Source organism: Alloalcanivorax mobilis, from assembly GCF_002864685.1.
Lineage (GTDB): Bacteria > Pseudomonadota > Gammaproteobacteria > Pseudomonadales > Alcanivoracaceae > Alloalcanivorax > Alloalcanivorax mobilis.
This window is the reverse complement of record NZ_NMQZ01000064.1, coordinates 1-12,490: the sequence shown is the minus strand read 5'-3', so window position 1 is coordinate 12,490 and position 12,490 is coordinate 1. Positions and strand designations below refer to the sequence as shown.

The following is a 12,490-nucleotide window of genomic DNA, read 5'->3' as shown; positions in this document are numbered from 1 at the left end:
ATCGCCTTTTCGGTTTTCTCCGGGTCGGTGTAGCCGTCGAACGGGGTTTTGTCGGAGATCTCGCCGAGCATCAGACCAGCTTCACCCTTCTTCACCTTGATCATGTGACCGTTCTTATCGCGCACCGGCTGGTCCGCTTCCTTGTCGTATTTGACAATGGCATAGCTGACCGGGGAGAAGCCCACGGTGTTGTTGAAGTTGAACACGTTGGTGAAGGCCACGTTGCTTTCCGAGGCGGTGTAGAACTCCGCCACCCGTTCAATCGCAAAGCGTTCCTTGAACTGTTTCCAGATGCTTGGGCGCAAGCCGTTGCCGACGATGGTATGCACCGGGTTGTTGGCGTCGTCGGTTTTGCGCGGCTGCTCATGCAGGTAGCGGCACAGCTCGCCCACATAGCCGAAGGCGGTACAGTTATATTTGCGCACATCGTCCCAGAAGCGGCTGGCGGAGAATCCACGCGCCAGCACCAGAGTGCCACGGCCAGCGATCACAGAGGCCCAGCAGACCACCAGCCCGGTGGCGTGATAGAACGGCAGCGTGCAATAAAGGCGATCGTGTTCACCGAGCCGCACTGATGAATAGCCAAAGCCTCCATAGGCTTTTTCCCAACGGCCATGGTTAAACACCACCGCCTTGGGCAGGCCGGTGGTGCCGGATGTATAGATATAGAAAAGCGGATCGTGAAGGAATGTTTGGCCAGCACTAGACGGGTTTTCGTCTGAGCAACCCTGGATTTCGATGGCGAGATTGGTGAAGCCTTTGGGCGCGGTGCCCGGGTCGGTGAGGGTATCCTGGTCGGCGAAATAGAAGAAATGTTGTTTCAGATCCAGGTCGTCACGTACCTCTTGAACCACCGACACCTGCTCCTCACCTATGATCGCTGCCTTCGGGTTCACAAGGTTGAAACTGTGCACCAGCACCTTCCCTTTCTGCGATGTATTCAGCAGCGCCGCGCACACGCCCAGCTTGGCGCAGCCAATCACCACCGCCAGCAGTTCCGGGCGATTCGCGATGTTTACGGCGATGGTGTCGCCCTTCTGTAGTCCGATGGATGACAGATAATCGGCAATACGATTGGCCCAGGCGTTCAGGGCCCGGTAGGTGAAAACCCGTTCGTTGTGAATCAGTGCGATACCGGTCGAATGTGTGGTCGCTGCGCGCTCAAAGGCCACACCTGGCCCGACCGGCTTATGTGTGTCCGTGATCTTGCTCATTCGCGAGCCTTTAATCAGGCCCGGTAAATGTCTGATCACCTCCGGTATCTTGGCGATCACTTTCGGCAAAGTGATGACATCGGTGTGACGCATCGTATTCCCCTTTTTATTGTTCTCAGTCCTGGTGTTGGCTTCAGAAACATCCTCAAACGGTTGTTGAAGTCAATTCACCGCGTTGTGGTAGAAGGGGCGATTCTATAGCATCAATGTTTACGGTTGTACATCTGTGCGCGTTATTCTAAAACAACAAAAACAGGGATCAATTCCATGGAGAAGCGGACCCTTGCCTTCCCCCGGCGTTCACCGCAGGAATGGCTTTCCACCTTGCCAGTTTTGCTATTGTTGCTGCTGGTGGTGTTTCTATCTTCCGGCCAGATTATTCATTCCCAACTACTGAAAATCGGCGAGTCGACCTGGGAGGAATACTTTCTGCTGCGCACCGCCGGCCTGACGGCGCAACCGGTGTGCGACCGAGACCCGGATATCGAACGTCGCGTCACAGATATTGCGGAACAACGTCGAACCGGGGAAGCCGATCCATTGGCGGATATTCTCGGCCCTTCCCGTATCGACCGGGATGCGATTCGTGAATCAGTGCTGGCGTCGCGAGAGAATTGCCGCGAAAAATGGAGTCGTTATCAGACGGTGCAGCAGCAGGTAACGCCCGGTGTCATCGCGTTTCGTAATTTTGAAGGGGGCATCGCCACGTTGGTGGCGACACTCGGTGACTATAAGAGATTGCTTCTGGCGCTGATTCTGCTCATCTGCGCGACGACGACTACTTTTCAGCGCCATCATATCGCACTACGACCCTCGCGTACTCATAAGGATCATCTGGTTTCCACGGGCGCCCAGGTGGTCTCGAATTCGTTGTTGTTGATCTCCGCCATTGTCTACCGAAACTCAGACTTGCGCGCCGCCCAGGCCGGTGTGGCCGTGGATATTTTCTATCTCCACTGGGTGTGGATCATCGGCTTTTCAGCGCTTGCCCTGGCCGCGCTGTACCAGCTCATAAGACCGCCCGGCTCGTTGGAACATGGCGGCTCCTGGGGCAAGGCGATTCTGACCATTCCACTGTTCAGCTTCATGTGCATATCGGCATCGATTCAGTTTTACAGCCAGGGTTATTTCCACGGTATCAGCGTTTACATGAATATGATGATGGAGCTGTCCTCCTTGTTCCTGAATCTGGCGCTGTATATCTGGATTGGGATGATGCTCAAACAGACTCGCCTCACGCACATCGTGTTCGATGTGATGCGGCCCTGGAATCTTTCGCCTGAGCTGATGTGTGTGGTGGTGCTATCATTCGCGGCCGTGCTGACCGCATACACGGGGGCATCGGGTATTTTCGTGATCGCCGCCGGGGCCACCATTTATCGCGAGCTGATTCGTGTGGGCGCGCGCAAGCAACTGGCGCTAGCCGCTACCGCCATGTCGGGCTCCATGGGTGTGGTGTTGCGCCCTTGTCTGATCGTGGTGGTGATCGCCGCGCTCAACAAGAGCGTGACCACCGCGGAGATGTTCTCCGCCGGCGCCAAGGTGTTCATGCTGAGCGTGCTTGTTTTTTTCCTGTACAGCCAGTTCGCGCGCACCACGCCGGCGCGGATTGCGCCGTTCGGTGAAGCGCTGCCCGCCAGCCTTAGACGTATGGTGCCATTGGTGCCCTATGGCATCGTGGTCGGCGCCGTGGCTCTGTTCTTCAACGATCTGCTGGCACGTCAACTGGATGAATTTTCGGCGCCGATTATTCTTCCGGTGATGCTGATCGCGATTCTGATTTACGAAAAGTTCAGCCGTCATGTGGTGCATCTGTTCGCACTGTTCATGGTGGGTATGCTGGTCAGTTCTTTCCTGGAAATCTGGCAAGGGTATCAGGCACTTGTTGGAGGCCCCTTACCGCCAGGCGTTAATCCATCGGAGTTACAGGGCGTCCTGTGGGGCGATCTGTGGCGTAATGTGTTATTTGCCATCTTTTTGGTGGTTTATTATTTGGCGCCGGCAGGCTATCAGGACCCGCACTACGCGCCGGAGAAGGGTATCTCGGAAAAACTGGAAGGCTCGATGCGTCTCGCGACCACCGAGACCACCGGTCATATCGGTGCCCTGCTACTGCTGATGGCCATGTCCATGGGCGCCGCTGGGATCATCGAGCGTTCCGGATTATTGGGTGCTTTGCCCGAGACCTTTGGGTCGGTGTGGATCGCGGCGGGCTTTTTCGTGGTGGCCTTGGTGTTGGTGGGTATGTTCGTTGACCCGCTGGGTGCCGTGATCCTGGTCAATGCGGCCATGGCTCCGATGGCCGAGGCTAATGGTGTCAGCACATTGCACTTCTGGATGATCGCATTGGTGGCTTTCGAGCTTGGTTATTTAACGCCCCCGGTGGCCCTCAACCACCTACTCACACGACAAGTAGTCGGTGATGATGAGGTGGAAAGCGCGAAGATCAGAACCGGTAGTTTCTTTCGCCGCTACGAGAAATTCTTGCTGCCGATTTCGGTGATGCTCACCGTTCTGTTGATCGTTGCTTTCCTGCCACTACTCTCCGATACCGTGCATGGCTGGGTGTTTCAGAAGATTCAGGCAGGCTGAGCGGGAGCTCTTGGCGCTCTTGGCTGGATAGCATGTCGTCTTGCGCCGACCTTTAGAGGTTCGGCGCTGGGCGCAAAAATCGAAAAAAGTCGCTGGCACGGCCTGCTCCTACGGTGGCTGCGTAGCCGGGTGTTCTGTGTAGGAGAGGCCGGGCGGCGGTTTTACTGTTCCCTGTTTCCCTTCAGATTGTTCCGTTTATCTCATCCCCCGTGTCACTGAAACCGATAACTCACCGTTGCCATGACGCTGCGTTCGGCGCCGAAGTAGCAGTAGTTGAGAGAATAGCAGGAGGCCACGTAGTCCTTGTCGAGCAGGTTGTTGGCGTTGACCTGGGCGCTCAGACCCTGCAGGCCGATGTGGCTGAAATCGTAGCCGATGGCGGCGTCCACCAGGGTGTAGGAGGGCACGTTCAGGGTGTTTTCCCGGTCCGCTTCGATGCCGTTCAGGTAGCGCACGCCAGCGCCCAGGTCCAGGCCCGCCAGGGCGCCGCCGTCGAAGGCATAGTGTCCCCAAACGGTGGCTTGGTTGCGCGGCGCCTGGTTAACGCGGTTGCCTTCGATAGCCTGTTCCGAGTCGGCGTATTCGATGTCCGTGTAGGTGTAGCTGCCTTGCACGCGCAGGCGGTCGGTGAGCATGGTCTGGGCTTCCAGTTCAACGCCCCGGGAGCGCACCTCGCCGACCGGGCGGTAGACCGGGTCCTGGGGCTCGCGGATCGCCAGATTTTCCTGCTCGATGTGGAACAAGGCCAGGGTGTACACGCCGCGGCCCTGGCGCGGCTGGAACTTCACACCGGTTTCGTACTGGGTGCCTTCGGTGGGTTTGAGCGGGTTGCCGTCGGCGTCGGTGTAGACGCTGGGGTTGAACGATTCCGAATAGCTGACGTAGGGCGCCAGGCCGTTATCGAACCGGTACAGCACGCCGGCGCGGCCGCTGAACTGGGAGCGGTCCTGGGTGGAACGCACGCCGCTGGCGATGTCCTCGTTGGCGGTTTTTACCCAGTCCTGGCGACCGCCCAGAGAGAAGTGCCAGCGGTCCAGGGTGATCTGGTCCTGCAGATACACGCCGGTCTGGATCAGCTTGCGGGTGCCGAGGATCGGCGCGCCCAGCGCCGGGCTGGGGCCGGCGCCGTACACCGGGTCAAAGGCGTCGATGGGCGGAAAGGTGCCGTAGACGTAGGCGGTGTCCACGTCGCGGTGTTGATAATCCAGGCCCAGCAGCACGGTATGGCGCAATGCGCCGGTGTCGAAGTCAGCCTGAAGCTGGTTGTCCACCGCGTAGGCTTGCAGTTGTTCGTCGGCGCCGGAATAGGCGCGATTGAGCTGGTTGGTGGCGTCGCCGTTGCCGTCCACGGCCCAGCCGGTGGCGTACACCTGTTGCAGATCCACGTCGCTGTCCAGGTAGCGGAAATTCTGACGCACGCTAAAGGTATCGTTGATGAAATGTTGAAGCTGATAGCCAATCATTTTTTCGGTGCGTGAGAAGCCTTCGTAACCGGGTTCACCGTCGAAAAAGTGCCGCGAAATATATTGGCCGTTGTGCCGGAACAGGGTGCCGTCGGCGGGTACGCCGCCATGGCTGCCGCCTTCCGGATCGTCCTGGAAGTAGGCCATCAGATCGAGGGTGGTGTTGTCGCCGATGTCCACGGTGAGCGCCGGCATGATCGCGCGCCGCTTTTGTTCCAGATGATCGAACTGGGTGTCGCCGCCGTCGGTGAGGCCGACCACCCGGTAGGCCGCGCGTTTGCTCTCTCCCAGGGGGCCGGCGAAGTCGAAGGCGGCGCCTTTATAATTGTTGGTGCCGGCCATGAAGCGCACTTCCTGGCGGGTTTCGAACAGCGGCTTCTTGCTGGTCAGATTGACCAGGCCGCCCGGTGAGGCACGGCCATAGAGCACCGAGTTCGGTCCTTTGACGATCTCCACCCGTTCCAGGAAAAACGGATCGACCTGCATTGAGCTGAAGGTGCCGCCATCGCCCATGGTCTTGAGGCCGTCCAGGTAGATGTTGTCGATGCTGTCGTCGGAGAAACCGCGCAGCACGACATAATCGTAGCGTTGCGAGGCGCCGATCTGGTCGGTGAACACGCCAGGGGTGTAGCGCAATGCCTGCTGGACGGTGTCCGAGCCTTGCTCTTCGATTTGTTCACGGCGTACCACCGAGATCGACTGCGGCGTCTCCAGGGTCGGGGTGTCGACCTTGGTGGCGACCTGGGCGGTGACCGCCACCGGGTCGAGCATCCGGGCGGCCGGCGCGCTGGCCGGCTGGGCAGCGGCGGGCGCGTTCTTCAGCGTGATCGAGCCATCCGCGTTGCGCTCGGCGCGCAGGCCGCTGCCGGCAAGCAGCCGTTGCAGAGCTTCGCTGGTTTGATAGTCGCCTTGCAGTGCCGGGCTGCGCTTGCCGCGGGTCATTTCGGCGCTATAGATCAAGCGGCTATCGGTGGCCTCGGCCAGCTCCAGCAAGGCGCTGTCCAGGGGCTGGGCCGGAATGTTCAGAGGTTCGGCATGGGCCAGGGGGCAAAGGGTCAGAACGGCGAGGGCGGCCAGGCTGTGGCGCGGCGGTGTGCGTTTACTCATGAATCACGGTTTCCTGTCGTCGGTGTCGTGCAAATGGAAACCATTTGCATCGAGTCATGAGTAGGAAGACGCAGTGGCCTGGCATTTCTGAACCATGAGCGGTGAAAACAATGAAATTAAAACGTTGAAGCGTGCCGGTGCCGTCAGTAGATCACCACGACGCCGGGAAACCGGTGCAGGTTGATCGACAGGCTGGCGGCGATGGCGTTGAGCGCCTGGTCCGGGTGGTCGGTATCGAACACGCCGGTGACCCGCAGTTGGCGCAGTTGCTCGCCCAGCAGCATCAGATGGCCGGGGTGGTATCGGCTCAGGTCGTCGATCACCGCGGCCAGTGGCCGGTCCTGAAAGATCAGTTGGCCATGTTGCCAGGCCAGAGCGCGGTGGGCGTTGACGGCGCTGCGCTCGCCCAGCTCGCCACGCCGCCAGTGCAGCTGCTGGTTGGCGCTGACGTGTTGTTGCTGGTGGCGGCCGGTGGCCTGGACATGGCCCTGGGCCACCACCAGTCGCACCTCGTCGTCGGCGCGCAGATCCACGTCGAACACCGTGCCGGTGACGCGCATCCGGGCGTCCCCGGCCTGCACCAGGAACGGCCGGGTCGGGTCTTTGGCGACCTGGAACAGCGCCTCGCCCCGGCGCAGCACCACCCGCCGGTGTTGGCCTTGCAGATCCAGGTCCACGGCGCTGTCACCGTTGAGCGTGAGCACACTGCCGTCGCTCAGGGGCACCCGGCGGATTTCGCCGACGGCGGTGCGCAGGTCGGCGTTCCAGACCCGCCAGGGCAGCAGCGCCGGGGCGATCATCAGCGCGGCCAGCATTGCGGCGGCGGCCAGGGTCAGGGGCCAGGAGCGCCGTCGGCGCGGCAACGGGTTCGGGTCCACCGTGGCGGCGCTGTCGCCCAATGCCCCGAGCAGGCCCCACAGCCGTTCGGCCCGCCGGTAGGCATGGGCGTGCTGATCGGAGCGATGCCGCCAGCGATTGGCGGCACGGTGATCGGCGCTGTCGGCACGACCGGAATGCAGGTAAACGAGCCAGTGCCGCGCCTGTTCGTCCAGGGGAATGTCCGGTGTGGGGGCCGGATGGTGGGGCGAATTCCTAAAGTCGGGGCCGCTCATGGCCGCAACTCCGCCGGCAGCCGCGCCTGGCAATGGCTGAGTGCGCGCAGGATGTACTTGCCGGCCATCCGTTCGGAAACCCCGAGCCGTTCGCCGATTTCCCGTTGGGTGAGGCCATCCAGACGGTTCCACAGCAGCGCTTTGCGCACATGGGCGGGCAGCTCGTCCAGCGCCAGGCGCAGATCGCTCAAGGCACGGGCGCTGCTGGCGGCGGATTCCGGGGTGGGCGCGTCGCTTTCCAGCTCGTCGATGACGACCTGCGGGTCTGGCGGAGCAAAGGTGGCGGCCTGGGTATGCTGGCGGCGACGGTGGTCGATCATCAGGTTGCGGGCGATGCGAAACAGAAAGGCGCGCGGGTTATCCAGCGCCAGCGGCGTTTCCACCCGGCGCAGGCGCAGATAGACCTCCTGGCAAAGATCGGCGGCCAGCTCCCGGCAACCGAGTTGCTGGGTCAGGTAACCGCTCAATTCGCGCAGGTATTGCTCGAACAGTTGATCCAGGGGATCGTTTCGCATCGACGTGGGGTCCGGCCCGGACACTCATGGTGTTGATAATGATTATTGCTGTCGTTTGCGGGCCATTATGCACCGCCCTGGCGTGGCGGCCAAGGGTGCGGCGTGAACCCGGGCCGTGGCGCGGCCCGGGCGGCGTTCAACGTGGCGCCAGATAGGTCTGGTTGCGCTGTCCGGGTTTCGAGAACACCCACTGCCAGAGCTGGATATTGCGCGCCCGGAAGGCGCCCGCGCACAGGTTCAGATAGTAGCGCCACATGCGATAGAAGCGTTCGTCGTAGCGTGCTTCCAGTTGCGGCCAGTTGGCCTGGAAGTTGGCGTCCCAGGCCTTCAGGGTGCGCGCGTAATCGGGGCCGAAGTTGTGCACGTCCTCGGCAACGAAGTATTTCTCGGCGTGTTTGGCGATCTGCTTCAAAGACGGCAATTCGCCATTAGGAAAGATGTACTTATTGATCCAGGGATCGTGGCCGGCGGTGCTCTCGTTGTCGCCGATGGTGTGCAGCAGCATCAGGCCGCGATCCTTGAGCAGCCCGGCGGCGGTGCTCATGAAAGTGTGATAATTGCGTCGCCCGACGTGCTCGAACATGCCCACCGACACCACCCTGTCGTAGCGCCCGGAGACCGCCCGGTAGTCCTTGAGCAGCACTTCCACGGGCAAATCCTGGCAACGCTCCCGGGCGAGCTGGGCCTGCTCGGTGGACACGGTGACGCCATGAGCACGCACGCCGTAATGGCGGGCGGCGTATTCGAGCAGACTGCCCCAGCCGCAGCCGATGTCCAGCATGGTCATGCCCGGCTCCAGCTCCAGCTTGCGGCAGATCAGATCGAGCTTGGCTTCCTGGGCCTGGTTCAGCGTGCTGGCATTCTTCCAGTAACCACAGCTGTAGGCCATGGTGTCGTCGAGCATCAGGCGGAACAGTTCGTTGTCCAGGTCATAATGTTTCTCCGCCACCTGGCGGGAGCGCCGCAGGCTTTGGCGGTTGCGGATTCCATAGGCGAGCACCTGAAGGGCGAGCATCCAGCGCTTGGTGGCGAGGCCGTCGGCGCCGGCGTTGAGGATTCTGAAGGTGAACTCATCGAGGGCGTCGCAATCCCACCAGCCATCCATGTACGACTCGCCCAGGCCCAGAGAGCGCTCGGCGGCGATTCTCGACAAGGTGTCCGGGTGGTGGATTTGTAAATCCCAGGGGCGCCGCCCGTTAACCTGGACATCGGCGTTGGCGAGCACCTCGGTGATAACGGCGTCGATGGAGCGGGACCCGGTGGACAGCGCCTCTTCCCGGCTGCGTGACTCTAGCATGTGCGTCTCCTGCGGCTTCTTTTTTGAAGACTGCATGGGCGACGATCTGCAACAGCGCGCCCATTTCCCTATGGCGGCTCCGTGCTCGGTGCTTAGTGAGGCGCCCGGCAAGGGTGGGCCTCGCCCCGAGTGAATCGGAGTCGGCCCGCCCCGGCAAACTGGCGGGCTGTGCTCCATTCTTTGACGTGTCTGTCACGGGCGCAAGTGGCGCAGGCTGGCCGGGGCCATGAAAAACCCCAGAAATGACAGGGTTTTACAATAGGATTCAATTGCTTACCGATGTATATCGGGTGGATATGAATGCCCGCTATGGCATTGATAAAAAGGCGCTATAAAAACGCTTCGAAGCACCGGCCGCTGCACACCCGCGGATCAGTGCGCGCCACAACGAGCGCGCGTTAGCCCCAGCCGGCCAGCACCAGCTTACCGATGGTCTGGCCGGATTCCAGGCGGCGGTGCGCTTCCTTGAGATTGCTCGCGTTGATCTCGCCCAGGCCTTCGCCCACGGTGCTTTGCAGCACGCCCTGGTCAACCAGGGCGGCGGCCTCGGCGAGGATCTCGCCCTGGCGCTCCATGGCATGACCGTACAGCGCGCGGGTGAACATGAATTCCCAGCAGAAGCGAGCGCTCTTCGGCTTCAACTGATTGATGTCCAGCGGACCACGGGCGTCGACGATGCCGACAATGCCCCCCAGTGGAGCGACCAACTGGCAGGCGTCGGCCCAATAACCGTCCGGTTCCTGGGCCAGCAGGATCGCATCCACCTGATCGTGGCCGAGCGCTTTCATCGGCTCCAGCAGGCCCATGCGATAGTCCAGGGTGTGGGTGGCGCCCATCGCTTCGCACCAATCCGCGGAGCGCTGCCGGCCGGCGGTGGCGATCACTGTCATGCCCAGGTGGTGGGCGGCGATCTGGCTGGCGATTGAGCCGACCCCACCGGCACCGCCGACAATCAGCAGGCTCTTGCCCTTGGCGGTGTCCGGCGTCAGCCCCAGATGATCGGTGAGGGCCTCCCAGGCGGTCAGCGTGGTGAGCGGCAGCGCCGCCGCCTCCTGCATGCCCAGACTTTCGGGTTTCAGCGCCACCAGCCGTTCGTCCACGCATTGGAACTGGGCGTTGCTGCCCTGACGCTGCATCGCGCCGGCGTACCAGATCCGGTCGCCGGGCTTGAAGCCACGCACCTCGCTGCCCACCGCTTCCACGGTGCCGGCGGCGTCGTAACCGAGAATTTTGTACTGGCTGTCGGGCAGTGGCCGCTGACGCACCTTGGTGTCCACCGGGTTCACCGACACCGCCTGCACCGCCACCAACAGGTCGCGGGGGCCGGGTTCGGGGCGGTCCAGTTCGATGTCTTCCAGAGCATGCATATCCGCGATGGCGCGCGGTCGATTGAAGCCAATCGCCTTCATGGGGTTCTCCATGCTTGCCGGCCGTGCCTGCCGGTGATTCGTTTTTGGCCCCGCTTATGGCATCGTCGGGGTTTGGCGCCACGGCGCCGGGGGCCGATCACAACAAGGATAACATCATGCGTTTCGACGAATACCGTAAGCTCGATGGCGTGGCGCTGGCGGCGTGCGTAAGCGCCGGCGAGATCAGCGCCGGGGAACTGCTGGAGCTGGCCATCGCCCGCGCCGAGGCGGTCAACCCGCAACTCAACGGGGTGATCATTCCGCTCTACGAGCAAGCCCGCGCGCGCGCCGCCGGGCCGTTGTCCGGCCCCTTCGCCGGCGTGCCGATGCTGGTCAAGGATTTGTTCCAGGAGATCGGCGGAGCGCCCAGCTACGCGGGCAATAAAGCGCTCAAGGCGAAGGATTTCCGGGCCACCGCCGACTCCGAGCTGGTGCGCCGCTGGCAGGCCGCCGGGCTGGTGCCGTTCGGCCGCACCAATACGCCGGAGTTCGGTTCCAAGGGCATCACCGAGCCGGAATCGTTCGGGCCCAGCCGCAACCCCTGGAACCCGGCGCACACGCCGGGGGGATCGTCCGGCGGCTCGGCGGCGATGGTGGCCGCCGGCGTGGTGCCGTTCGCCGGCGCCAACGATGGCGGTGGCAGCATCCGCATCCCCGCGGCCTGCTGCGGCCTGTTCGGTCTCAAACCCGGGCGCGGGCGCACCCCCTGGGGGCCGGAATTCGTGGAAGCGCTGCACGGCATTTCGGTGAACCACGTGGTGAGCCGCTCGGTGCGGGACTCCGCCGCCCTGCTGGACGCCACCCACGGCGACGAACACGGCGCACTGTTCCGCATCGCCCCGCCGCAACGAACCTATCTGAGCGAGCTGGAGCGCGACCCGGCGCCCCTGAAGATCGGCTTTTCCAGCCGCTCTCCGATTGGCACGGCGGTGGACCCGGAAGCGGTGCAAGCGGTGCAGGATGCCGCCCGCCTGCTTGAGTCCCTGGGCCATCAGGTGGAAGAGGCCGAGCCGGAGCTGGACATGATGGCCATGAGCATGGATTGGCTGGGCATCTGGTTCACCAAATGCGCCGCCGAAGTGGCCCGGGTCAAAGCGCTGACTGGCTGCGGCGATGACGGCTTCGAGCTGGACACCCTGGCCCTGGCCGCCTTCGGCCACGCCACCCGCGCCGACGACTATCTGAATTTTTACCAGCGCGGTCAGATCTATTCCCAGCAGCTGGCGAATTTCCACCAGCGTTTTGACTTCTGGATGACGCCCACCCTGGCCATGGAGCCGGCCCTGATCGGCGCCTCCGCCACGCCCGCCTGGCAGAACGCCGCGCTCAAGGCGATCCTCAAACTTCGCGCTGAAAAACTGGTGATGAAATCCGGCCTGATCGAGCAGATGGTGCGCGAGAACATGAAGTACGTGCCCTACACACAGCTGGCTAATTTCACCGGTGTCCCGGCCATGTCGGTACCGCTGCACTGGTGCGCCAGCGGCCTGCCCATGGGCGTGCAATTCGTCGGTGGTCACGGTGACGAGGGACGGCTGTTGGCGCTGGCCGGTCAACTGGAAAAAGCCCGCCCCTGGTTTGATCGGGTGGCGGATTTATAGAAGTTGAAAGTTGAAAGTTGAAAGTTGAAGGTTAAAAGTTAAAAGCGCGACCCAGGTTTTCGTCATATCCAGGCCGGTGCCCGCGAACCTGTCTTAATACCCATCGGCGGACGAGCCCGACAATTCTCTCTTGGACTGGCCCCAAAGAAGTAGACACCTTCATTACGAGGAAGGTGTATG

General features: G+C 62.1%; 8 protein-coding genes. 2 read left to right on the top strand and 6 right to left on the bottom strand.

Going from position 1 to position 12,490, the window contains the following annotated elements:
* Positions 1–1,307 (bottom strand): AMP-binding protein (locus CGS25_RS18425; protein ID WP_101676358.1); only part of this gene is annotated, 1,307 nt, incomplete at its 3' end.
* A gap of 174 nt (positions 1,308–1,481) precedes the next feature.
* Here CGS25_RS18425 and CGS25_RS18420 point away from each other — a divergent pair.
* The gene (locus tag CGS25_RS18420; protein ID WP_101676357.1) at positions 1,482–3,806 is read left to right on the top strand and encodes a TRAP transporter large permease subunit; all 2,325 of its coding nucleotides are present in this window, start codon (positions 1,482–1,484) and stop codon (positions 3,804–3,806) included.
* Between the two features lie 212 nt (positions 3,807–4,018).
* Here the strand turns inward: CGS25_RS18420 and CGS25_RS18415 are convergent, their stop codons facing one another.
* From CGS25_RS18415 to CGS25_RS18395, 5 genes are all read right to left on the bottom strand, one after another.
* Positions 4,019–6,376, bottom strand: coding sequence for a TonB-dependent siderophore receptor (locus CGS25_RS18415; protein WP_101676356.1), 2,358 nt, complete (start codon positions 6,374–6,376; stop codon positions 4,019–4,021).
* Positions 6,377–6,519: 143 nt separating this feature from the next.
* Positions 6,520–7,488 carry a FecR family protein gene (locus tag CGS25_RS18410; protein WP_101676355.1) on the bottom strand — a complete coding sequence of 323 codons (969 nt, stop codon included), beginning with the start codon at positions 7,486–7,488 and terminating at the stop codon, positions 6,520–6,522.
* Positions 7,485–8,003, bottom strand: a complete 519-nt coding sequence (locus CGS25_RS18405; protein WP_101676354.1) for an RNA polymerase sigma factor — start codon at positions 8,001–8,003, stop codon at positions 7,485–7,487. The genes CGS25_RS18410 and CGS25_RS18405 overlap by 4 nt, the downstream gene beginning before the upstream one ends.
* 136 nt (positions 8,004–8,139) lie before the next feature.
* The gene (gene cfa / locus CGS25_RS18400) at positions 8,140–9,300 is read right to left on the bottom strand and encodes a cyclopropane fatty acyl phospholipid synthase (protein ID WP_089034262.1); all 1,161 of its coding nucleotides are present in this window, start codon (positions 9,298–9,300) and stop codon (positions 8,140–8,142) included.
* A gap of 398 nt (positions 9,301–9,698) precedes the next feature.
* On the bottom strand, positions 9,699–10,709 hold the full coding sequence (locus CGS25_RS18395; RefSeq protein WP_089034263.1) for a zinc-binding alcohol dehydrogenase family protein: 1,011 nt from the start codon (positions 10,707–10,709) through the stop codon (positions 9,699–9,701).
* 116 nt (positions 10,710–10,825) lie between these two features.
* On the opposite strand from CGS25_RS18395, the gene CGS25_RS18390 reads away from it, so the two are divergent.
* On the top strand, positions 10,826–12,310 hold the full coding sequence (locus CGS25_RS18390; RefSeq protein ID WP_101676353.1) for an amidase: 1,485 nt from the start codon (positions 10,826–10,828) through the stop codon (positions 12,308–12,310).
* Positions 12,311–12,490: the final 180 nt, after the last annotated feature.

What these genes read in the sequence shown, in the direction of transcription:
- CGS25_RS18420 (WP_101676357.1), top strand. Translation starts at nt 1,482, where the DNA reads ATGGAGAAGCGGACCCTTGCCTTCCCCCGGCGTTCACCGCAGGAATGG.
- CGS25_RS18415 (WP_101676356.1), bottom strand. Translation starts at nt 6,376, where the DNA reads ATGAGTAAACGCACACCGCCGCGCCACAGCCTGGCCGCCCTCGCCGTT.
- CGS25_RS18410 (WP_101676355.1), bottom strand. Translation starts at nt 7,488, where the DNA reads ATGAGCGGCCCCGACTTTAGGAATTCGCCCCACCATCCGGCCCCCACA.
- CGS25_RS18405 (WP_101676354.1), bottom strand. Translation starts at nt 8,003, where the DNA reads ATGCGAAACGATCCCCTGGATCAACTGTTCGAGCAATACCTGCGCGAA.
- cfa (WP_089034262.1), bottom strand. Translation starts at nt 9,300, where the DNA reads ATGCTAGAGTCACGCAGCCGGGAAGAGGCGCTGTCCACCGGGTCCCGC.
- CGS25_RS18395 (WP_089034263.1), bottom strand. Translation starts at nt 10,709, where the DNA reads ATGAAGGCGATTGGCTTCAATCGACCGCGCGCCATCGCGGATATGCAT.
- CGS25_RS18390 (WP_101676353.1), top strand. Translation starts at nt 10,826, where the DNA reads ATGCGTTTCGACGAATACCGTAAGCTCGATGGCGTGGCGCTGGCGGCG.